General features: G+C 69.1%; 20 protein-coding genes and 1 pseudogene. 14 read left to right on the top strand and 7 right to left on the bottom strand.

The window, feature by feature from the left end; genetic code table 11:
• Window positions 1–2: 2 nt before the first annotated feature.
• The 4 genes from IRT45_RS17575 (at window position 3) to IRT45_RS17560 (ending at window position 4838) form a co-directional block, all read left to right on the top strand.
• Entirely contained in the window at window positions 3–635 is a 633-nt protein-coding gene (locus IRT45_RS17575; protein ID WP_228534518.1) for a hypothetical protein, read from the top strand.
• A gap of 42 nt (window positions 636–677) precedes the next feature.
• The gene (locus IRT45_RS17570; RefSeq protein ID WP_194806929.1) at window positions 678–1481 is read left to right on the top strand and encodes an acyl-CoA thioesterase domain-containing protein; all 804 of its coding nucleotides are present in this window, start codon (window positions 678–680) and stop codon (window positions 1479–1481) included.
• Between the two features lie 38 nt (window positions 1482–1519).
• Complete coding sequence (locus IRT45_RS17565) at window positions 1520–3868, top strand: glycoside hydrolase family 65 protein (protein WP_194806928.1); 2349 nt, start codon at window positions 1520–1522, stop codon at window positions 3866–3868.
• Window positions 3869–4133: 265 nt separating this feature from the next.
• Entirely contained in the window at window positions 4134–4838 is a 705-nt protein-coding gene (locus tag IRT45_RS17560) for an MBL fold metallo-hydrolase (protein ID WP_194806927.1), read from the top strand.
• Between the two features lie 13 nt (window positions 4839–4851).
• On the opposite strand, the gene IRT45_RS17555 is transcribed toward IRT45_RS17560, so the two are convergent.
• On the bottom strand, window positions 4852–5814 hold the full coding sequence (locus IRT45_RS17555; protein WP_194806926.1) for an acyl-ACP desaturase: 963 nt from the start codon (window positions 5812–5814) through the stop codon (window positions 4852–4854).
• A 415-nt stretch (window positions 5815–6229) separates the two neighbouring features.
• On the opposite strand from IRT45_RS17555, the pseudogene IRT45_RS36980 reads away from it, so the two are divergent.
• From IRT45_RS36980 to IRT45_RS17545, 3 genes and pseudogenes are all read left to right on the top strand, one after another.
• A pseudogene (locus tag IRT45_RS36980) lies at window positions 6230–7822 on the top strand (MFS transporter); the annotation flags it as partial.
• Window positions 7823–7963: 141 nt separating this feature from the next.
• A complete protein-coding gene (locus tag IRT45_RS36975) occupies window positions 7964–8800 on the top strand; it encodes a collagen binding domain-containing protein (protein WP_375540117.1) in 837 nt (278 codons plus the stop codon).
• 461 nt (window positions 8801–9261) lie between these two features.
• Window positions 9262–9597 (top strand): hypothetical protein, encoded by a 336-nt coding sequence (locus IRT45_RS17545; protein ID WP_039782552.1) that lies wholly within the window; start codon window positions 9262–9264, stop codon window positions 9595–9597.
• 84 nt (window positions 9598–9681) lie between these two features.
• On the opposite strand, the gene IRT45_RS17540 is transcribed toward IRT45_RS17545, so the two are convergent.
• Window positions 9682–10149 (bottom strand): hypothetical protein, encoded by a 468-nt coding sequence (locus IRT45_RS17540; protein WP_309241025.1) that lies wholly within the window; start codon window positions 10147–10149, stop codon window positions 9682–9684.
• Between the two features lie 88 nt (window positions 10150–10237).
• Window positions 10238–10933: a MerR family transcriptional regulator gene (locus IRT45_RS17535; protein WP_194806986.1), complete on the bottom strand. Its 696-nt coding sequence runs from the start codon at window positions 10931–10933 to the stop codon at window positions 10238–10240.
• A gap of 114 nt (window positions 10934–11047) precedes the next feature.
• Here IRT45_RS17535 and IRT45_RS17530 point away from each other — a divergent pair, with 114 nt between their 5' ends.
• Together IRT45_RS17530 and IRT45_RS17525 are read left to right on the top strand one after the other, a co-directional pair.
• On the top strand, window positions 11048–12256 hold the full coding sequence (locus IRT45_RS17530; RefSeq protein ID WP_194806925.1) for an erythromycin esterase family protein: 1209 nt from the start codon (window positions 11048–11050) through the stop codon (window positions 12254–12256).
• 351 nt (window positions 12257–12607) lie between these two features.
• Window positions 12608–13120 (top strand): hypothetical protein, encoded by a 513-nt coding sequence (locus IRT45_RS17525; RefSeq protein ID WP_228534517.1) that lies wholly within the window; start codon window positions 12608–12610, stop codon window positions 13118–13120.
• 31 nt (window positions 13121–13151) lie between these two features.
• On the opposite strand, the gene IRT45_RS17520 is transcribed toward IRT45_RS17525, so the two are convergent.
• The gene (locus tag IRT45_RS17520; protein ID WP_194806923.1) at window positions 13152–13544 is read right to left on the bottom strand and encodes a hypothetical protein; all 393 of its coding nucleotides are present in this window, start codon (window positions 13542–13544) and stop codon (window positions 13152–13154) included.
• Window positions 13545–13783: 239 nt separating this feature from the next.
• Here IRT45_RS17520 and IRT45_RS17515 point away from each other — a divergent pair, with 239 nt between their 5' ends.
• From IRT45_RS17515 to IRT45_RS17505, 3 genes are read left to right on the top strand one after another with little or no spacing between them, the layout of a single operon-like run.
• Window positions 13784–14452, top strand: coding sequence for a response regulator transcription factor (locus IRT45_RS17515; RefSeq protein ID WP_194806922.1), 669 nt, complete (start codon window positions 13784–13786; stop codon window positions 14450–14452).
• Entirely contained in the window at window positions 14422–15639 is a 1218-nt protein-coding gene (locus tag IRT45_RS37780; protein WP_194806921.1) for a sensor histidine kinase, read from the top strand. The genes IRT45_RS17515 and IRT45_RS37780 overlap by 31 nt, the downstream gene beginning before the upstream one ends.
• A gap of 44 nt (window positions 15640–15683) precedes the next feature.
• On the top strand, window positions 15684–16676 hold the full coding sequence (locus IRT45_RS17505) for a hypothetical protein (protein ID WP_194806920.1): 993 nt from the start codon (window positions 15684–15686) through the stop codon (window positions 16674–16676).
• Window positions 16677–16688: 12 nt separating this feature from the next.
• Here IRT45_RS17505 and IRT45_RS36965 read toward each other — a convergent pair whose 3' ends face one another.
• Window positions 16689–17048, bottom strand: a complete 360-nt coding sequence (locus tag IRT45_RS36965; protein ID WP_375540116.1) for a LuxR C-terminal-related transcriptional regulator — start codon at window positions 17046–17048, stop codon at window positions 16689–16691.
• A 244-nt stretch (window positions 17049–17292) separates the two neighbouring features.
• On the opposite strand from IRT45_RS36965, the gene IRT45_RS17495 reads away from it, so the two are divergent.
• The gene (locus tag IRT45_RS17495) at window positions 17293–17775 is read left to right on the top strand and encodes an LppP/LprE family lipoprotein (protein ID WP_194806918.1); all 483 of its coding nucleotides are present in this window, start codon (window positions 17293–17295) and stop codon (window positions 17773–17775) included.
• Here IRT45_RS17495 and IRT45_RS17490 read toward each other — a convergent pair.
• Window positions 17768–18277, bottom strand: coding sequence for a GNAT family N-acetyltransferase (locus tag IRT45_RS17490; RefSeq protein ID WP_309241023.1), 510 nt, complete (start codon window positions 18275–18277; stop codon window positions 17768–17770). The genes IRT45_RS17495 and IRT45_RS17490 overlap by 8 nt on opposite strands.
• Before the next feature lie 82 nt (window positions 18278–18359).
• Here IRT45_RS17490 and IRT45_RS17485 point away from each other — a divergent pair, with 82 nt between their 5' ends.
• Window positions 18360–19253 (top strand): LysR substrate-binding domain-containing protein, encoded by an 894-nt coding sequence (locus IRT45_RS17485; protein WP_194806916.1) that lies wholly within the window; start codon window positions 18360–18362, stop codon window positions 19251–19253.
• A gap of 9 nt (window positions 19254–19262) precedes the next feature.
• On the opposite strand, the gene IRT45_RS17480 is transcribed toward IRT45_RS17485, so the two are convergent.
• Window positions 19263–20798 (bottom strand): aldehyde dehydrogenase family protein, encoded by a 1536-nt coding sequence (locus IRT45_RS17480; RefSeq protein ID WP_194806915.1) that lies wholly within the window; start codon window positions 20796–20798, stop codon window positions 19263–19265.
• Between the last annotated feature and the right edge of the window lie 10 nt (window positions 20799–20808).

The raw sequence follows: 20808 nt of genomic DNA, 5'->3' as shown, positions 1-20808 counted from the left end.
CGATGAGCACAGCAGTGGACGAGAAGAACACCCCGGCCGCGGCGGAGGAGAGCAAGGACGAAAACACCGGTGCCACACCGGCTTCCGTGCCCGCCGGTGAGCGACGAGCCGCGCTGACGATCGCCGTCCGGCTCTCCACCGTACTGGTCACGGCGGTGATCGTCGCCTTGCTGACGGCGAGCATCGTATTCGGGTGCCTGTACTTCTCGGCGCGCTCCACCCTGTCCGATCGCGATACCGCCGCCGCCGACGACCGGCACGCCGCGGATATCGCGTCGAAGTACGCCGTCGGCGCCTCGACCATCGACTACCACGATGTGAAGAGCTGGATCGAGCGGTTGAAGGCCGGCACCACGCCCCAGCTGGCGGCGAAGTTCGACGCGACCGCCCCGCAACTCGAGCAGATCCTCCTGCCGCTGCAGTGGACCTCGAAAGCCACGCCGCTGTCGGCCGCGGTGACCTCCGAATCCGACGGCATCTACAAGGTCAACGCCTATCTGGACGTGACCTCGACCAGCGCGCAGACACCCGACGGCGGTCGCACCACCGTGACCTACTCGCTCACCATCGACCGCAACTCGGACTGGAAGATCACCGACGTCGGCGGGTTGCAGAACGCCCTGCCCACCAAGTGAGTCGGTCGCAGGCCGCCGGAAGCGATAGGACACTATGGGCTGATGACCGATATGCCTGCCATGTTCACCGTCGACGACGACGGTCGGTACCTGCCCCGCAAGTGGGCGTACGGCCGCTGGGGTGCGGACATGCTCAGCGGCCCCGCCGTCTGCGCGGCCGCCGCGCGCACCCTCGAACGGGAACACGGGCTGCCCGGTTTCGTCCCGGCTCGGTTCACCATCGATCTGTTCAAGGCCGCCAAGGGACAGCCCCTCGAGGTGCACACCGAGGTGATCCGCGCCGGTCGGCGGATCCACATCGCCTCGGCCACGGTTCGCCAGGGGGAGGTCGAGGTCGCCGAGGCGCGGCTCGTCCAGTTGCGCGCCACCGACGCCCCTCCCGGCGAGGAGTGGCATTCCGAGCATCCGTTCGATCCGCCCACCGACGCCGGAGTGGACTGGTGGTACCGCAGCGACAACGACTGGTCGACGTCGATGGGCGACCATCAGAACTCCGGCCGCAAGAGCCTGTGGGCGGTCCCGCTGGGGGCGGTCGAGGGCGAGGAACGCAGCGCGTTCGTGGAGGCCGTGGTCGCCGCCGAGTCCACGAGCCTGGTGACCAATTGGGGATCGCAGGGCATCGGATACATCAACGCGGATCTCACCGTCGCACTCGACCGCTTGCCTGTCGGTGACCGGATCGGGCTGCAAGCCGAGACCCATCTCACCGGCAACGGCGTATCCGTCGGCACCGCAACCCTTTTCGACTCGCGCGGCCCGATCGGCACCGGCATGGTGACCGCGGTCGGCAACGCGGCCGCCCAGATCGACTTCTCCGGAAACCGAATCGACTTCTCCGAAAACTGAGGCGCCGGACGATATTCGCGTCCCGATATCGCGGCACCGTGCGTGTCGGGTTGACCGCGCGGCGGCAGGTTCCCACGATCGTCGGGGTGAGCCCGATCCGAAGGACGCCCGCTGCGCGGCGTCGGCGCCTGTGGCCGGTAGTGATCGTCGTCCTCGGTGTGGTGGCCGCACCGCCGCCGACGGCGACCGCGGCCCCGGCGGACGCACTGTGGTCCGCGACGTCGGATACGTTCGCACCCGGCGATTTCCACGCCGCGCCCTATCTGGGTAACGGCCGGATCGGGACGGTGCTGCCGCCCAGCGGCGGTGGGTACCACGATTACGGCGACGCGGTGCGCACCTCGTTCCCGCTGCAGCAATCCCGTTATACCGGAACGTATTTGGCGGGCTTCTACGCGCAGGCAGCACTGTCGCCGGAGTACCTCCGGGCGCCGCAGTACACGCAGGTGATCGCGGCGTTGCCCGCGTGGACGGGACTCACCGTCGAAGTCGACGGTCACCGCTACGACGCGGACGTGGATCCGGCGACGGTGCACACGTACCGGCAGACGCTGGACTACCGCACCGCGACGGTCACCACCCGGGCCGACTGGACACCGGACCCGCGGCACCGGCTGCGGCTTCGCTACGACACCTTCGTCTCCCGCGACCGGCCGGACCTCGCGGTGCAGAAACTGACCGTCACACCCGATCGCCCCGGCGAGGTCGCGGTCGTCGACCGGATCGACGGCGCGGCGGCGCGGCGAGTCGTCCCGGTGACGACGACGGCCGATCCGAGCACCGGACGCACGGTGGCGGGAGTCCGCGCGGACGGGACCGCCGACACCGCGTTCGTCGTGTCGTCGGTCGACTCCCCGCCGCAGGCCGTCGGCACCGCACTCCCCGGCGCCGACGGCATCCGATACGTTCTGCCCGTTACAGGGGACGACAGCTACACCTTCACCGCCTACACCGGCATCTCCTCCACCGACTACGGACCCGATCCCCTGGCCGCCGCCACCGCCGCGGCCGAATCGGGCCGCGCCCAGGGCTTCGAGGCCGCACATTCCGCCCACGCGGCGCAGTGGGACCGGCTGTGGCAGCCCGCCCTCGACATCCCGGGCCGCACCGACTACACCCGATGGATCCGCGCCGCACTGTATTCCGTCCTGGCCAGCGTCCGCGCCGGCGAACGCTGGTCGGTGCAACCGGCGGGACTGTCGTCCGACGACTACGGGGGCATGACGTTCTGGGACGCCGAGACCTGGATCTTCCCGACGCTGCTGGCCCTGTATCCGGACCTGGCCCGCACCGTGGTCGAATTCCGGGCCGCCGCGCTGCCCGCCGCCCGGGCCAACGCCCGCGGCTACGGCCTGCCCGGCGCGCTGTATCCGTGGGACGACGGGCCCGCCCAGCGCTGCGCGTCCCCGATCGGCTGTGGCCTCACCGAGGAACATCTGCACAACGAGATCGCCCTCGCCCAATGGCAGTACTACCTGGCCACCGGTGATCGCGAATGGCTGCGCACCCGCGGCGCCCCGGTGATCACCGCGATCGCCGACTATCTGACCGCGCGGATCGGGCCGAAACTGCCCGACGGCGCCTACCATTTCGCCCCGGCCGCCGGGGCCGACGAGTACGTCGCCTTCTCGATCGACAATGCCCTCACCAACGGCGGCGTGCGCAACACGATGGACATCGCCGCCCGAGCGGCCGGACTGTCCGGACTTCCCGTCGACCCGCGCTGGGCCGATATCGGCGCGCATATGGCGATGCCACCCGATATCGCGCCCGGGGTGCCCGCCGAATATCTCGGCTACACCGGCGCTCCGATCAAACAGGCCGATACCGTGTTGCTCAGCTATCCGTTCACCTACGCGGCGCCCGGCTATTCGCCGGCCGCGACCATGCGGTACTACTTCGACCGCACCGATCCGGACGGCCCGAATATGAGCAACAGCGTCGGCGCGATCCTCAGCGCCCGCTACGAGCCCTGCCGCACCCAGGATTACCTGGACCGATCCGTGCAGCCCTACGCCCGCGAACCGTACGAATTCCAGGCCGAGGCACGCGGGGACCGGTCGGGGGCCAACGCGCAGGGACAGTCGGCGTGGATCTTCGTCACCGGCGCCGCGGGATTTCTGCAGGGTCTGCTCTACGCACCCCTCGGATGGCGCTGGACCGACAGCGGCCCGGCCATCGATCCGATGCTGCCCAGCGGCTTCCCCGCCGGCCTGACCGTGCGCGAATTGGCGGTCGGTGACGCCCGCCTGACCGTCCACATCGCACCCGCGACCACCACGGTGGCCCTGACCTCGGGCGATCCGATCACCCTGCAGACGCCGAGCGGTCCCGCCGAAGTGGCTGCCGGACAACCACTTTCGATCCCCACCCGCGCCGCGTGCTGAGCCGCACGCCGGGGTCGCCGACGCGGCATCGGCCGGTCCGTCGCGACGGATCGTCGAGCCGAGTGCGGTGCGGGTTGCGCGATGCGGCCACCGGCACCACGATCGCCGGTGTGCAGAACAACTTCGACCTCGGCGACCGGCAGCACCGGTCCGTCCTCTGCCGGACTGCGGGCCGCGCCAGGGGAATCATCCCGCCGTGCTCGTTCGCGGCGCAGGTGATCGCTCCGGCGTCATGGGATCGGTTCGAACGTGCGGGGGCCGTCGCATGAGCACCATCGAGCAGGTCGCCGATTCGGTGTACGTGGTGGCCGGGACGAACGTCAACTGGTCGCTGATCACCGGCGACTCCGGCGTGGTCCTCGTCGACGCCGGCTATCCGCGCGATACCGGCGCGGTGCTCGATTCCCTGCGCCAGATCGGTCACGAACCGGCCGACCTGGCGGCGATTCTGCTCACCCACGCCCATCTCGACCACATCGGCGCCATCCCGACCCTGGTCGAACGCACCGGTGTGCCGGTCTACACGGGAGCGGACGAGGCCGCGCACGCCCGCCGGGAGTATCTGCAGCAGATCACTCCCGCCGATATGGCCCGCCAACTCCGCACTCCCGGGGGACCGCGGTGGGTGTTCCAGACGCTGCGCGCGCTGGGCGGCCACGTCCGCATGAGCGTGCCCACCGCCACCACCGGCGACGAGAATGCCCTGCGCCGGCTGCCCGGCGGTATCGTGGCCGTCCCCACGCCGGGGCACACCACCGGCCACACCGCGTATCTCATGCCCGACGAGGACATCCTCTTCAGCGGCGACGCACTGGTCACCGGTCATCCACTGCTGCCCGACACCGGACTCCAAGCACTACCCGAGGTCTTCAACCACGACGAGGCACAGACTCACACCACCGCGGAATCGCTGATCGCACGACGGCCGCGGCTGCTGATACCGGGCCACGGCAAACCCATGGCCCGATGATCTCCCCGCCCGGTCACACCCGGGCGGGGTCTCGGGCCTCCGCTTTGGCGGCCTCGCGGGCCAGGATGCGCGCCCGCTGCTCCTCGAAACGCACGACGTCGCGCCCGAGTTTGTCGAGATAGTCGGCGAGCTCCCGGCGGGCGCGCTCGCCCCGCTCGGTGAAATCGGTGCGGCCGAAGACATTCCAGTGCCGCAGCACCGGATTCAGCACCTCGTCGAGATGCTGGCGCAGATCGTAGATGCCGTGCTTGACCATCAGCACACCGTTGCGCCGCCAGTTCGGCATTCCGTTGCCGGGCATCGCGAACGTCTTCGCGATCTTGGTGACCGCTTCCATCGCCTGATCCGGCGCCAGATCGAACGCCGCCGCCGCGAGCGACCGGTAGAAGATCATGTGCAGGTTCTCGTCGGCCGCGATCCGCGCGAGCATGGTGTCGGCGATCGGGTCGTTGCACACCCGGCCGGTGGCGCGGTGACTGATACGAGTGGCCAACTCCTGGAACGTCACGTAGGCGACCTGGTCGAGCATGCCGTGGAAGTAATCCGGCGCGTGCACTCCGCGCGTCATGTGCACCATCCGGTCCTGCTCCAGCGCCACCGGGTCGACCCCGCGGGTGACCACCAGATAGTCGCGCATGGCGATGGCGTGGCGGTTCTCCTCGGCGGTCCAGCGCCCGACCCAGGTTCCCCAGGCGCCGTCGCGGGAGAAATGTTCGCTGATGGTCCGGTGATAGGAGGGCAGGTTGTCCTCGGTGAGCAGGTTGGTGATCATGGCGATCTTCGCCACTTCCGACAGGCGGGACTGTTCGGGATCCCAATCGACGCCACCGAGTGCCGCGAAATTGCGGCCGTCGTCCCAGGGAACGTAATCGTGCGGGTGCCATTCCTTGGCGGTGGCCAGATGCCGGTCCAGTTGGTTCGCGACGACCGGCTCGAGTTCGGTGAGCAACTGCAACTGCGTCAAATCCTTTGGCATGCAATTCCTTTCGAAAAGGTGAAACCGTCGGGTTCATGACACACAAGGGCGATCCGAAAGCAGTGTTGCGCGGCGATACGCTACCCGCCGGCCAGCGGTTGCCGGAAGTTTCCGCCGTTGTGTCCCCCGTTCGAGAACGCCGATCCCGTCGCGCTCGCATCGCATGCCCGCCGAATCAAACCTAAAGTCCGGACAATTCAGACGTGACATACTCCTCTTCAATTAGTTAGCCATCGCAACTATATTATTTGGAGACCCATTCCGTTTTCCTGTCGATGAGGGAGAGAACTTGGCTTCCGCCCAACCCGCCGAGGACCTGGATGCCGCCGACATCCAGACCGTCGGCCGCCGGCTCCGGGTAGATCAGGACCACCCGCACTACAAGTGGGTGGCGCTGTCCAACACGACCCTCGGCATGTTGATGGTCACGATCAACTCGTCGATCGTGATCATCTCCTTGCCGGCGATCTTCCGCGGGATCCACCTCAACCCGCTCGAACCCGCCAACGTCAGCTACCTGCTGTGGATGCTGATGGGCTTCATGCTCACCTCGGCGGTGCTCGTGGTGATGTTCGGCCGCCTCGGCGACATGTTCGGCCGCGTCCGCATCTACAACCTCGGCTTCGTCATATTCACCCTCTGCGCGATAGCGCTGTCGTTCGATCCGTTCGATCTCGGCGGCGGCGCGATATGGCTGATCGCCTGGCGCGTGGCGCAAGGTATCGGCGGCGCCATGCTGATGGCCAATTCGACGGCCATCCTCACCGACGCCTTCCCCGCCAGACAGCGCGGTATGGCGCTGGGCATCAACCAGGTCGCCGCGGTCGCGGGTTCGTTCCTGGGTCTGCTCATCGGCGGTCTGCTCGCCGAATGGGACTGGAAGGCCATCTTCTGGGTCAGCGTGCCGTTCGGCATCCTCGGCACCATCTGGTCCTACAAGTCGCTGCACGACAACGGCGCGCGCACTCCCGGATCGCTCGACCTCCCCGGCACCGTCACCTTCGCCCTCGGCCTCACGGCGCTGCTGGCCGGCATCACCTACGGCATCCAGCCCTACGGCGACTCCAAGACCGGCTGGGGCAACCCCTGGGTGCTGACCGGCGTCATCGGCGGCATCGTGCTGCTCGTGCTCTTCTGCGTCATCGAGGCGAAGTCGCGCCAGCCCATGTTCCACCTGAGCCTGTTCCGCAACCGGACCTTCGCGCTGGGCAGTTTCGCGAGCCTCATGGCCTCCATCAGCCGCGGCGGCCTGCAGTTCATGCTCATCATCTGGCTGCAGGGCATCTGGCTGCCGCTGCACGGTTTCGACTTCGAATCGACGCCGCTGTGGGCCGGTATCTACATGTTGCCGCTGACCATCGGATTCCTGGTCTCGGGACCGCTGTCCGGATATCTGAGCGACCGCTTCGGCGGGCGGTTGTTCGCCACCGGCGGCCTGTTGCTCGCCGCGGTCACCTTCGTCCTGTTGATCGTGATCCCGGTGAACTTCAACTACTGGCTGTTCGCGCTGATCATTCTGCTCAACGGCCTCGGGATGGGCATCTTCACCTCGCCGAACACCGCCGAGGTCATGTCCGCGGTCCCGGCCTCGCAGCGCGGTGTCGCCTCCGGTATGCGCGCGACGCTGATGAACGGCGGTATGGCACTGTCGATCGGCATCTTCTTCTCGCTGATGATCGTCGGCCTGTCCGGCACGCTGCCCGGCGCGATGAATTCCGGGCTGAAGAACCAGGGCGTTCCCGCCGACGTCGCGGGACAGATCGCGGATATGCCGCCGGTCGGCAGCCTGTTCGCGACCTTCCTCGGCTACAACCCGTTCAAGGAATTGCTCGGCCCGAGCGGCACGCTGGACCAGCCGGGCGTGCATTCCGATGTGCTGACCGGCCAAGAGTTCTTCCCGCATCTGATCTCCGATCCGTTCCATTCCGGCCTGGTGGTGGTGTTCCTCGCCGCCGCGGTGATGATGCTGCTCGGTTCGATCGCCTCCTGGTTCGCCCGCGGCGACTACGTCGAGCACGAGGCACAGGAATTGGCCGAGGCGGCCGACGCCGGCCTGGTTACCGACGCGGACGCTGAGGCCGAAACGGGACGGCCAGCCACCAACGGACATCCGGTTCCCGCCGGTCGCCACGCCCTCGCGGCCACCGCGGTGCTGCCCGCCGCGGCACCGCCCGCCCGGTCGGAACGCTCGATCACCGGACAGGTGCTGCGCACCGACGGCCATCCGCTCGACGGGGTGGCGCTGACGCTGATCGACCAGCAGGGACATCAGGTCTCCCGCGCCACCGGCGACCCGCGGGGCGGATACGTGATCGATCCGCCGGCTCCCGGCAGCTACGTGCTGATCGTCTCGGCGCGCGGACAGCAGCCGACCGCGGTCACCGTCGCGGTCGACGGGCGGCCGCAGCGCCTCGACGTCACCCTGCACGGGTCGGGCGAGTTGTCCGGCTTCGTCCGGGCGGCGGGCCGGGCGGTTCCCGACGCCACCGTCACCCTCACCGATCTGCGGGGCCAGGTCGTCGGCGCCGCGGTCACCGATGCCGACGGCGGATACCTGTGCTCGGGTGTCGTCGGCGGTACCTACACGCTGGTCGCGGTGGCCGCGCATCTGCGTCCGGCCGCCATGACCCTGACCGTGCCCGACAGCGGCGTGCTGCACCACGATGTGGAGCTGTTCCCGCTGGCGGTGCTCACCGGCTCGGTCCGGGCCGGCGATCGGGCGGTTCCCGACGCGCTGGTCACGGTTGTCGACGAGACCGGCGCGGTGCTCGGCACGGCCCGCACCGACGGCGAGGGCCGCTACAGCGTGACCGACCTGACCGAGGGCACCCACACCGTCGTGGTCCGCGGCTACCCGCCGCGCGAGGCCCGGGTCGAGGTGGCCGGCGGCGCGGTCGAACACGACGTGCGGCTCGGCTACGACCTGTCCGCCGGCAGCGAGGCCGCCGAGCCGGACACCTCGGAACCGGCATTCGACCGGGACTGACCGATACCGGCCGAGACCGTCGGCCTTCGCGTGGCCCCAGCACAGTGTGGTGCTGGGGCCACGCGTGTTTCCGGCGCAGATCGACCATGGGCCATGCCGTTTCGACCACGATGCCGTGGATCTGCTGATCGCCGAGGGACATCCGGTGCACTGATGTCCGCTTTCCACCCGCACCGCCGGGTGCGGAGCAGGGGGCATACGGCGGCGATGAAAGTGCCCTGAACGCCTGTCCCCGTTGATCTTCGGCGCCGTGCCCCGGCCGCCGAAAAATGGCCGCTACCTGCGCGGATCGGTGCCCGCCTCAGCAAACTCGACCGGACACCCGACTGCCGGTCCCGGGGGCACTGGTTGTCACGGCACGAAAAACACCGTTAAGCTGGAGTTTGCCAGAAAGATGCTGAGAGAGAAGCTCCCTGGCCACCGAGTTCGCCCGCGTGCAGTCGACTCGAGGATGGACCGATATGACCTTCCTTGCCCTCGGATATCTACGCAGAGATGTGTCGCGACGGCACCAGCATTGGGACGAGTCCCAGATACGCTGGCTGGCAGGGCGTTTGGGCTACAACCTATGTAAGACCGTGGCATTGAGCAACCGCACCTGCGATCCGATCCAGCAGCTGATCGACGCGGTGGTGCGACTCGATGCCGAGGCCGTCGTCGTTCCGAGCCTCGACCACTTCGCCGACCGGGTGATCCCCGCCGACCTGCTCGCGATCACCGACGTCGTCACGGTCACGCCCGAGCACACCTATGCGCGCTGGGCCAGCGGCGAACTGCCCGAATTGAACGGTACGTAACCGGCCCGGAAAAGCCTGTCGCGCAATTCGTCCCAATCCATCGGAGTGCGGGCCAATTGCGCGACAGGGTTTGCGTCCGCCGGATCAGCTGCCGGTGATCTGCTCGTAGTAGAAGAAGTGGTGACCCTTGGCATCACAGGAGAAGCTGCCGTGGAAGCCGACCGCGCACGTCGCCCCGGCATGTGAGACCGCGGGTCCGGCCGTCGGCCCGGACCCGGCGCTCTGGCCGTAGGTCGAGATATCCGGGTTGCCGCCGGGAAGGGTGTGCGGAGTCCCGGCATCGAACCCCGGATGCGCGGGCGCCCACGGCACGTCGATGACGACCTCGCGGACGAAGGGCACCGGCACCGAGACGTTGCCGCCGAGCTGGATGGACATCCAGGTCGGACTGGCGAGGTCGCATCCCACGCTGCCGTCGTCGGCGATCGAGCAGTTCAAACTCCCCGCGGAGAAGTACACGGGGCCGGACGGTTCCGCGCCGGCCACACCGCCGAACGCCAGTGGCGCTGCCGCACCGGCCATCGCCAACGTACGCACGATCCATCGTTTCACGCTGCCTCCTTCGGTCTGATGATGTCCCTGACATACCCATCGGCCAAGCGCCACAACCCATTACGAGTCCGCGCGAGACACGGAGCGGCTACCGGGCCGGATTCACCCACGTCAGGTACTCGTCGAGCCGGGCAGCGCCGGCCAGGAGATCGCGACTACGGGCCATCAGACGCTGCTGCCACACCTCGAGAAATACACTCAACGCCGCCGCGCCGCCCGCCGCGCGCAACGACTCCAGGAACTGCGCGACCTGAGGTAGCAGATAACCCCCGCGGCGCAGTTGCCTGGCGATCTCGGCGTCACGCACGCAGTCCGGTCCGTACCGGCGGTAGCCCGTCGCCCGATCGCGGTCGGGGCGCAGGATGCCGTGGGTTTCCCAGGTGCGCAGGGTCGCCGGATGCACCCCGATCCGGCGCGCGAGTTCGCCCACGGTCAGCGGCGGCCCGGGAACCGGTGCGGGCGCGATGGACAGGCCGCTCAGGGCCGTCGCGACTTCGGTGCGAATGCCGCGTTCGGTCAGTAGTGCGACATGTGCGGCGTCGATGAGCCGGTAGACGGATTCCAGGTCGTCGCGATGGACCGCGCGCATGATCTCCGCGGCCTGCCGATGCCCGTGCCCGGCGCGAAGAGCGAGGAAGGCGCGCAGTGCCAGAGCGTGCCGCGGGGTGTAGCGGCGGTAACCGGTCTCGGTGCGTTCGGTCGGCGGCAGAATGCCCGCATCGTCGTAATTGCGGATCGCCTGCGGGGACAATCCGTGTTCGCGGGCGAGATCGACGGGTCGCAGGGTGTACCTCCGTTTGAGACTTCGACCGATGTTTTCCCAGCTCGTTTCCGCAGAAGTTTCACCCGACCCTTCAACGATAGCGTCGAGGGTATTCGCTGCCGGAAAGGGGTATCCATGTCCACTGCCACCACCCTGCGTGCCGTCGGCCGCCCACTCGACGACCCGGTGAGTCTGGGCCGCACGCTCGACGAACTGCTCGCCGCGCGCCCCGAACCTCCGGCGCTGCTCGGACTCGGCGAGCCGACGCACGGAATCGCGGCATTCCCGTTGCTGCGCAACGACATTCTGGCCCACCTCGTGGAGCGGGGATTCCGGTCGATCGCGCTGGAGATCGATCTGTTCGCCGCCACCCGCGTCGACGACTACGTCCGCGGCGCCACCGCCGATATCGACGAGGTCCTCGCCACCGGATTCAGCCACGGCTTCGGCACCGTCCCGGGCAACCGCGAACTCGTCGCCTGGCTGCGCGCCTACAATGCCGGCCGGTCGCCGCGAGATCACGTGCACTGCTACGGATTCGACGCGCCGGTGGAGATCTCCGCCGCGCCGAGTCCGCGACACACGCTGTCGGCGGTCACCGACTATCTGCCCGCGGCGCTGCGGCCGGAGTCGGCACGTGACCTCGACGCGCTGCTCGGTGCGGATGCCGAGTGGACGAACGAGGCGGCCATGTTCGATCCGGCCGCCTCGGTCGGCAATTCCGACCGTGCCCGTGCCCTGCGCGTCGTCGCCGACGACCTCGCCGGCGCCCTGCACCGCGCGGGTCCCGGTCTGCGACCGGCCGATCCGATCGGCTACGACCGGGCCGTCGCCCAGGCTCGCACCGCACTGGGGCTGCTGCGTTACCACGCGGCCATGGCCACTCCGGCGACCGATCGCCTCGCCGCCCTGCTGAGCGTGCGCGCCGAGATGATGGCCGACAACCTGCTGGCGATCGCCGAGCGGGAGCGCCACCGCGGGCCGAGTCTCGTCTTCGCGCACAACGCCCACCTCCAGCGCGCGCACTCCCCCGGTGAGGACACGCCCGGCTGGGGTGGAGCCGGGGCGCTCGTCGCCCTCTCGCTCGCCGACCGCTACACGGTCGTGGCGACCGACGGCGCCCCCGCCTGCGATCCGGCCACCCTGCAGGGCGCGCTGGGGCAGGCGACGACACGCCGAACCCTTTTTCCCGCAAGCGAATTGCGTGACTCGCTACCGGCGGCGATCGCCACGGGTGAACCGATGGTCCTCGGCCACATCCCGCTGCGACGGGCGGATCTCGACACCGCCGACGCCCTCGTCTTCATCACCGACACCGACGGGAAGCAGGTCCGTTACTGGTAGGTCCCCGCGGACGAACCCGCCATGTGCACCCCGATCCCGCTCGCCACGGCCGATCGGATCGCCGGAGTCGATCCGGTCGCCCGCGCAACCGCCTACCACCCCGGCCCGGCACCGATACCATCGAGCGAATGTCGTCGCCGCGCGGGACGGAGGGGCCTGCCATGACACTGCCCACGGGGCCGGAAATCGAGGGGCTGTACCGCAGCGTCGTGGCGATGGTGGACGGGTTCTACAGGGTGGTGCCGCCGTATCCGAGGCTCCCGGAATCGCTGGTGGCCGCGGATTTCGCTGCTCACCCAGCGCATCGTGAAGGCCGCGACCGACCGCGCGCACGATCCCCACTATGAGCTCATGGAACACCGGCGCGCGGTGACCGATACCCTGCTCACCGGCCGCGATCCGCAGCAATGGCCGGGGCGCGCCCCCATGCGGCTCGCCGAGCGCTACCTGATCACGGTCTTCCGGCTGGGTCCCGACATCGGCGACGCGGCGGCCGATCTGCGTCACCGCGTCGAATCGCTGCCGGGAGTCCTTGTGCGCATGGATATTTCGGGCTGGGTCGCACTGATTCCGCTTCCGCCGGGCGACGACGGCCGCGACACGACGGCGCTGCTGCGCACCCGCCTGCCCCGGACCGCACCGGCGTACTGGGTGGGCACGGCGACCGCGCCCCGGCCCGACGTCCCGTCGGGGTACGCCGAGGCCCGGATTCTCGCCGAACTCGGACGCTGCCTGCAACGTGACGAAAACATCTGCCGCAGAGCGGATCTGCAGTTCGAATACACCGTCGCGGCCGGCGACGCCGCCCGGCCCGGACTGGCGGCGGTGCTGGCACCGCTCGAGAGCCAACCCGTTGGGCAGTAACGGATAAGGGGGACCGGCGGCGGCGCGACGCTCAGGTCAGGATCGAGTGGATGTGGCGGTCGCGCAGGGCGTCGTGGGTGTGTTCGGCGAGCCAGGCGGCGAAATCCGTGTGGGCCGCGGGCGTTTGATCGAAGAAGCTGGCGCAGGCGACGGTATCGCCGTGCTCGACGACGACGTCGATCGTTTCGCCGCGCTGGGTGACCGCGAAGGCCGCTGCCGGGGTGCGCAGCAGTCGATGCCGGCGTCCCGCGTCCGTGGGCCGGATATCACTGACCGTCGCCGCGACGATGTCGACGACGTTGCCCTGCCGGCGGCGTAGCCGGCGCGGCACATCGGTGACCACGGTATGCACGGCGAGGATCAGTTCGGCGAGATCGTCGGAATCCACCGTCACCGTGGGCACATGGCGCGGTTCTGCCGTCACGACCACCACGCCTCCTTCCTCGAACCTGGGGCGCTGCCATCCCATACCGCTCAGTCTGCCCCGCCGCAGCGAGTGCGCCAGTCGGCGTTTCGGACGACGGGTGGTCAATCGTCCGTAGACCCTCGAGCGGCTGGACGTAATGAATTACCCCGGCGGAGTGAATAACAATCATCATCCGTTGCCGGATTCGCGCGCCGAGACCGGCGCCGCCGGGCACGGCCGGCACAGGAGGGGGCAGGGTGCAGGAGAATGTCGCGGCCGAGAGCCCGTATCGCATCGGCGTCGTCGAGGATCACCAGGTCACCATCGCGGGGCTGCGCCAGATCCTCGCCGACGAGCCCACCGTCACGATCGCGGCCACGGCCGCATCGGTGACCGAATTACTGGCCGTCACAACGGATCTGGCACTCGTCGTGCTCGACCTGCGGCTTCCCGACGGGTCCTCCCCCGCCACCAATATCGAGCACCTGCGGGCCGCCGGCATCGAAACCCTGGTGTTCACCTCCGGCGACGAACCGTTCCTGGTGCGCGCCGCCGCCCGAGCCGGCGTTCTCGGCGTGGTGCGGAAGTCGGAACGCGACGAGGTGGTCGCCGCCGCCGTGCGCGATGCCGCGGCCGGACACCAGGTGCCGACGACGGAGTGGGCGATCGCCATCGACTCCGACGAGAACTTCGCCACGGTCACGCTCAGCCCCCGCCAGCGCGATGTCCTGGCCCTGTACGCCTCGGGCGAACCGGCGGCCCGGGTCGCGCGGCTCACCGGCCTGACCGAAGACACGGTCAACGCCTATCTGGCCCGGATCCGGCAGAAATACGCGGAGGCGGGGCGGCCGTCGCGCACCAAAACCGAACTGTTCAAACGCGCTCTGGAGGACGGGTGGCTGCCGATACCACGTCGACGCCGGTAGATCCGGACGCCGGTCGCGCACGGACGACGGCCGGACCGGCCGAGGACCGCATCACCCGGTTGTTCGCCCGCTTCCTGTCGTCCGGGTATGTGGCCTATCTGTTCCTGATGGCCGCGACCATCATCAGCCAGGCCGACGACCTGGCCCTCTGGTGGACCGTGCTCGCCGTGGGCATCGTCTACGGCCCGGCGGTGGTGATGGGTCTGCTCTCGTTTCATCCCGACCTCCGGTGGGTCCGCGCGACCGCCGCCGTCACCGCCCTGGGCTTCGTGGTCGCGGCCGCCCTGTGGCCCGTGGCGTGGAACGGCGAACTGCTGCGCGCCGATGCCTGGATATCCACCATTCCCGGCTTGGCCGGATTGTCCGCGGCACTGGTCTGGCCCGCGGGCCGCACCGTGGCCGTACTGCTCGCGGCGGTGATCCCGGTCCAGCTGGTCAACCATTTCTGCCGGGCGCCCGGACACAACGGCCGCCTCGTCCCGGACCTCATGTTCGCGATCAGCTTCTGCCTGCTCTTCGTCGCGGCCGGGCTGATGGCGATGCGCACCGGACGGATTCTGGACGCGACCCGGACCGAAGCCCACGAGGCCGCGGCCGCCGCCGCGGCGGCGACCGCGCGCACCGTCCAACGCGCCCGGTTCAACGCACTGCTGCACGACTGGGTGATGTCGACCCTGCTGGCAGCCGCGCGCGGAACTCAGCGCGACGAGGTACGCCACCAGGCCGAATTGGCATTGGGCAAGCTGGACGACGTGGGTTCCGAAGGCGCACGAGGTTTTACGGCCGCGACGGCGGCCGCGCACATCCGCACCGCGGTCGCCGACGTCGACGACCGGCTGCCGGTCACGGTGCGTGAGGACCCGGCCGGCGGCGACCGCTACTTTCCCGCCGAACCGATACAGGTCCTGGGCGCCGCCGTCGCCGAAGCCGTGCGCAACAGCGTCATTCACGCAGGAGCGGATGCCGCGCGCACGGTGCACCTGCGATTCGACGACGGGCGGATCGAACTCGTCGTGACCGACGACGGCCGCGGATTCGATCCGGCGAAGGTCCCCTCCCACCGCCTCGGACTGGCCGTCAGCATCGTGGAACGGGTGCGCCGCATGCCCGGCGGCGAGGTCGAGGTGCGGAGCCGTCCGGGCGCCGGCACCCGGATTCACCTGTCGTGGCGGGCGGTCGGGCGATGAGCGCGGCCACCGGACCCGTCCGCGATGCTCGCACCCTCCTGGGCATGGATACCCGGCCCGCCTGGCTGATCGCGGGTTTCTACCTGATTTCGGAAGCGGCACTGAGCCTTTCGTCCGCCCAGCAGACCCGTCACCTGTGGCCGGTGCTCGCGGGACTGGCCGTCACCGCCGCCGCGACCGCGGCTCTGCTGCGCATCCGGCCCGATCCGCTGCCCCTGCCCGCGGCCGCCGCGCTGGCCGTCTCGATTCCGGCGACCGCGGCGCTGACCCTGTTCAACCTGCCGATTCCCCCGACCTCGGTCGCGCAACTGTGGTCGTTCGGGTGCGGGACGGTGACCGCGACATTCCTGTGCGTGCGCGGGCGGACCGGCGCCGCATGGGCCGGTCTGCTGTCGATGATCGCCATCTCCGCCGTGTGGTCGTGGCAGAGCGGGCAGGGTTTCGGTCACGGCGTCGCGATTTCGGCGATCAATCTGGGACCACTGATGATGGCGACCTTCTTCGCCTACACCCTGCGCCCCGCCGCTGGGGCCATCTTCCGGCTGCGGGAGGAATCGACCCGGCAGGTGGGCTCGGAAGCCGCGGCGGCCGCCGCCCTCGACGAACGCCGGGCCCAGATCCAGCGCCTGGACGATATGGTTCGCCCCATTCTGGAACGCATCGCCGGCCCGCAGCCGCTCGACGACCGCACCCGCGACGACTGCCGCCTGATCGAGGCGCATCTGCGCGATACGCTGCGGGCCCCCGTGCTCGCCGCCGAACCGGTCACGACGGCGGCGCGCGACGCGCGGTTACGTGGCGTCGACGTCGTCCTGATCGACGACCACGGCCTGGACGACCTGCCCGCCGCCGCCCGCCGCCGGATACTGGGCACCGTCGCCGCGGAGTTGGCCACCACGGCTGCCGGTACGGTTCATGTTCGAATTCTGCCGCCGCACAGGGCGATTCTGGCCACGGTCGTCGTCAACGATCCCGGCTCCGGCATCCGGCGGATCGAAATCGACGCCCCCGGTCCGCGCGCCGGCGCCCCGGGCTGATCCGTCACGCCGTCAGATGTCGTCGAGATCCAGATACCCGTCCTGCAGGGCGCGTGCCAGGAGGGCGGCCTTCGTCGGCGCCGGCCGGCCCGCGGCGCGGTACTTCTCCCGAATCCGGGCGAGGTGGGTGTTGACCGTTCCGGGCGCGATGAACAGTTTGCGACAGACCTCGCCTTTGGTCTCGCCGAGAATCCACGCGAGCAGTACTTCCACTTCCCGGGCGCTGAGTTGCGGTCGGGGTTCCGGGGCGGCGGCGAGCGACAATTCGGACACGATGTCTTCCTGTTCTGCAGAAGCCGACGACGTCGCCGTTCCCCCGGCGACGTGTCCGTCGAACGCTACGCAGTTGCCGCGCCGCCCGGCAGGTTCCAGTTGCTTGACACGAAAACTGGGGTCACCGTTCGCTCGGAAAACGAAGGGACTCACCGGGCCCATCCGCCACACTCGACATATGACCGTCGCCGCGCCACGCTTCGCCGCCACTCACCTCCCGCGCCGACCACTCCGGAGGGCATGGCTGCCGGTGGTCGCCGGCGTAGCTCTCGTCACGCTGGCCGGCTGCGGAAATGGGACCGAGAATGCTTCCGCCGCTAAGAGTTCCGCTTCACCTGCGGCGGTGTCACCGACACCGGCCGACCACACCACGCGCGAAACCGCGCCCGCCACTAAGAATTCCGGCTCGGCGGACTGCGCCGCCGACCTCTCGGCGGCGGAGATTCGCCGGGCCGTAGCGACCCTGCCCCCGTACGACGCCGGTGGTGGTGTCAGCTGGGCGTGGAACGACAACCCGCCCGCATTGCGCGGCACCTACAACCGGTGTTCGACACTGTCGGTCGTGGTGGTGACCATCCAAAGGGCCACCGCGAGCTCACCGGAGCACGCACTGCTGTTCCACCGGGGCGACTACGTCGGCACCGCGACGCCGAAAGCCCAGGCGTTCACCACCGTCGACACCCGGGCCGGTACCGACGACACCGTCGTACTGACCTACAAGACGCCGGGCAGCTGCAACGCCTGCTCCGACGGAACCTATACGACGGTGTCGTTCCACTGGAACGGCTCGGGCGTGGACACGCAGGGACGTCCGCCCATCAACTGATCGTCCCGAGAAGGGGTCGGACGGCCGAAATCTGGTGCGTCAGATCGAATTTCATGAAGACGTCGGCACGATCGTAGGGGATCGGCCGCAGTTGCGCCGGTGGCACGTGGACGAATCCCACCGATTCGTAGAGGTGCACGGCATCGGCCAGGCGTCCGTTGCTCGCCAGGAACAGCGAGGTCGCGCCGGATGCGCGAGCGTGGTCGATGGCGGCGTTGAGCAGCAGGCGGCCGATCCCCCGGCCCCGGGCCGGCGGCGCGACCGCCATTTTCGAGATCTCGAAAACACCCGGATCCTCCGCGACGAGGGCGACGCAGCCGACGCGGTCGTCACCGTCGCGTGCGATCAGCACCTGCCCGCCGTCCGCCACGATCCGCTGCGGGTTGTCCAGGGTGGCGAGATCGGCCGGTTCGACGCCGAACAGAGCGGTGATCCATTCCAGATTGAGTTCTTTGAAGGCGGCGGCGTCGGCCGGCCCGGACATCGGTTCGACGAGAATCACTTCACCAGGATGCGCGCCGCAACCCATAGCGTCCAATATTCGATAGCTCCGATTGATATCTTGAACTTATGGATGGCGGTATATGGACGGGGTAGAGCTGCGACACCTGCGCTACTTCCTGGCCGTCGCGGACGAACTGCATTTCGGACGCGCGGCGGCCCGCCTGCACATCGCCCAGCCCGCCCTGACCCAGCAGATCCGGCGGCTCGAGACGCTGCTCGGCGCCCGCCTGTTCGATCGCACCTCGCGCACGGTGGCCCTCACCGCCGCCGGCGTCGTATTGCGTGAGCGGGCCGAGGCACTGCTGGGGCATGCGCACCGCGATCTGGCCGAGGTGTCCCGCATCGGGCAGGGCGGTCAGGGGACGCTCTACCTGGGCTTCGTGCCGTCGGTACTGCCGCTCGAACCACTGCGCGGGGTGCGCGCGTTCCGCGACCGCTATCCGTTGGTCGAGGTCGACCTGGTCGAGGGATTCACGAGCCATCTGATGGAACGGCTCGCCAACGGCGCCCTGGACCTCGCGATCGTGCGCGATCCCGACCCACAGCCGGGGACCACCATCACACCGCTGATGACCGAGCCGTTCGTCGCGGTGGTGCCCGACGACCATCCGCTCGCCACGCGCGCCACCGTCACCGGCGCCGATCTGGTCGACCACCCGATGGTCTTCTTCCCCCGCGCCGCCGGCTCGCTGGCCCACGACCGGAACCTGGCGCCGCTGCTGCTATCGGGTCGCCGGCCCCATATCGTGCAGGAGGCCACCAACTGGACCATCATCCTCTATCTGGTGGCCGCGGGTCTGGGCATCACGGTCGCACCGCGCAGCGCGACCTTCACGGCACCGGCCTCGGCTCGCATCATCGCGCTGACCGAAACCGATGCCGACACAACCATTTACACCGCGCACCGCACCGGCGACGAGCGACCGCTGGTCCACAATCTGCTCGCCCTGCTGCCCGGCCCGGGCACGGCGTGAGCGCGCTCGTCAGGACAGCAGCTTGCGCATGATCTTGTTGCCGAATCCGTAGCGGATGAGACCGTCGAGGTTGCGAATGGTCTTCTCCGAGTACGGGTACCAGATGCTTTCCTGCTTGGGCTGCCAGCGATCGATCAGGACCGGCTGGGCGTGGGTGAAGCCGCGCAGCGCTCCCGGGCCGTTGACCTGGCCGACGCCGCTGTCCTTGCGTCCGCCGAAGGGCGCCTCGGGTACTCCGTAGATGACGGCCGCATCGTTGTGCACGACGGAACCCGTGGTGAGCTGGGCCGCGATGCGCCGCGCCTTGGCGGCGTCCTTGGTGAACACAGAGCCGCTCAGCCCGTATTTGCAGTCGTTGGCCAGCCGGATGGCTTCGTCCTCGTCACCGACCCGCATGATGGCGGTCACCGGACCGAAGGTTTCCTCGGTCATCAGGTCCATGTCGTGATGCGCGCCGACGACGACGGTGGGCTGGAAGTACAGGCCGTCACCGGTGTCCGCGGCGCCGCCCACCACGATGTCGGCGCCCTTGGCCCTGGCATCGTCGATGTGGCGGATCACGATGTCGCGCTGACGATCCCAGAACAGCGGGCCCATATCGGTGTCACCGGGACCGTAGGTGACCGCCGCGGCCTTCTCGGTGACCAGCCGGATGAATTCGTCCGCGACGCTGTCGACCACATAGATGCGTTCCACGCTCATGCAGACCTGGCCGGTGTTGAACATCGACAGATACACCGCACCGGCGGCGGCGCGCTCGAGATCGGCGTCCGCGCAGACGATCATGGCGTCCTTGCCGCCCAGTTCGAGCGTGCACGGCAGCAACCGGGTCGCGCAGGCGGCCGCGATCTTGCGGCCGGTGCCGACGCTGCCGGTGAAGCAGACCTTGTCGATGTCCGCATCGACCAGCGCCGCCCCGGTTTCGCCGTCGCCGTGCAGTACCTGCACGACATCCTCCGGTACCCCCGCCTCGTGCAGCACCCGCGCCACCCATTCACCCGACCGCGGCGTCACCTCGGACGGTTTGAACACCACGGTGTTGCCCGCGAGCAGTGCCTGCACCACCGGATTGAGCGACAGCACGAACGGGGCGTTCCACGGCGTCACGACACCGATCACGCCCAGCGGCTGATACTGCATATACAGCTTCTTGAGCGGTTTCAGATAGCCGTGCAGCCGCTGCCGGTGCGAGCGCAGATCACGGCGGGCGCGTCCGGTCCAGTAGTTGAGGAAGTCGCAGGCGGGCACGATCTCGACGCCGAGCGCCTCGGCCTCGGGCTTACCGGTCTCGATGCGGATGGTCTCGGCGATCTCCGCGCGCCGGGCGACGATCACACCGACGGCGGCTCGCAGGATCTCGGCGCGCTCGGCGATGCTGCGGGCGGCCCAGGCCGGTTGAGCGGCACGGGCACGCGCGACCGCGCTTCGCACCTCGGCGGTGGTGTCCACCCCGAGTTCGCCGATGCGCCGGCGATCCACCGGACTGTCCAGCGCCAGCGTGCGCCGCTCGCCCTCGGTCGTCGGCAGTGGGTGGACGATGGCCATGATCTTCCCC

Source organism: Nocardia sp. BSTN01, from assembly GCF_015354405.1.
Lineage (GTDB): Bacteria > Actinomycetota > Actinomycetes > Mycobacteriales > Mycobacteriaceae > Nocardia.
The sequence above is the reverse complement of the archived record's forward strand: the minus strand, read 5'-3'. Positions and strand labels throughout refer to the sequence as shown.

Coding starts and splice junctions, on each gene's coding strand:
- IRT45_RS17525 (WP_228534517.1), top strand. CDS start 12,608: ATGGAACACCGGCGCGCGGTGACCGATACCCTGCTCACCGGCCGCGAT.
- IRT45_RS17530 (WP_194806925.1), top strand. CDS start 11,048: ATGTCCACTGCCACCACCCTGCGTGCCGTCGGCCGCCCACTCGACGAC.
- IRT45_RS17575 (WP_228534518.1), top strand. CDS start 3: ATGAGCACAGCAGTGGACGAGAAGAACACCCCGGCCGCGGCGGAGGAG.
- IRT45_RS17480 (WP_194806915.1), bottom strand. CDS start 20,798: ATGGCCATCGTCCACCCACTGCCGACGACCGAGGGCGAGCGGCGCACG.
- IRT45_RS17560 (WP_194806927.1), top strand. CDS start 4,134: ATGAGCACCATCGAGCAGGTCGCCGATTCGGTGTACGTGGTGGCCGGG.
- IRT45_RS17505 (WP_194806920.1), top strand. CDS start 15,684: ATGGATACCCGGCCCGCCTGGCTGATCGCGGGTTTCTACCTGATTTCG.
- IRT45_RS17545 (WP_039782552.1), top strand. CDS start 9,262: ATGACCTTCCTTGCCCTCGGATATCTACGCAGAGATGTGTCGCGACGG.
- IRT45_RS17485 (WP_194806916.1), top strand. CDS start 18,360: ATGGACGGGGTAGAGCTGCGACACCTGCGCTACTTCCTGGCCGTCGCG.
- IRT45_RS17555 (WP_194806926.1), bottom strand. CDS start 5,814: ATGCCAAAGGATTTGACGCAGTTGCAGTTGCTCACCGAACTCGAGCCG.
- IRT45_RS17570 (WP_194806929.1), top strand. CDS start 678: ATGACCGATATGCCTGCCATGTTCACCGTCGACGACGACGGTCGGTAC.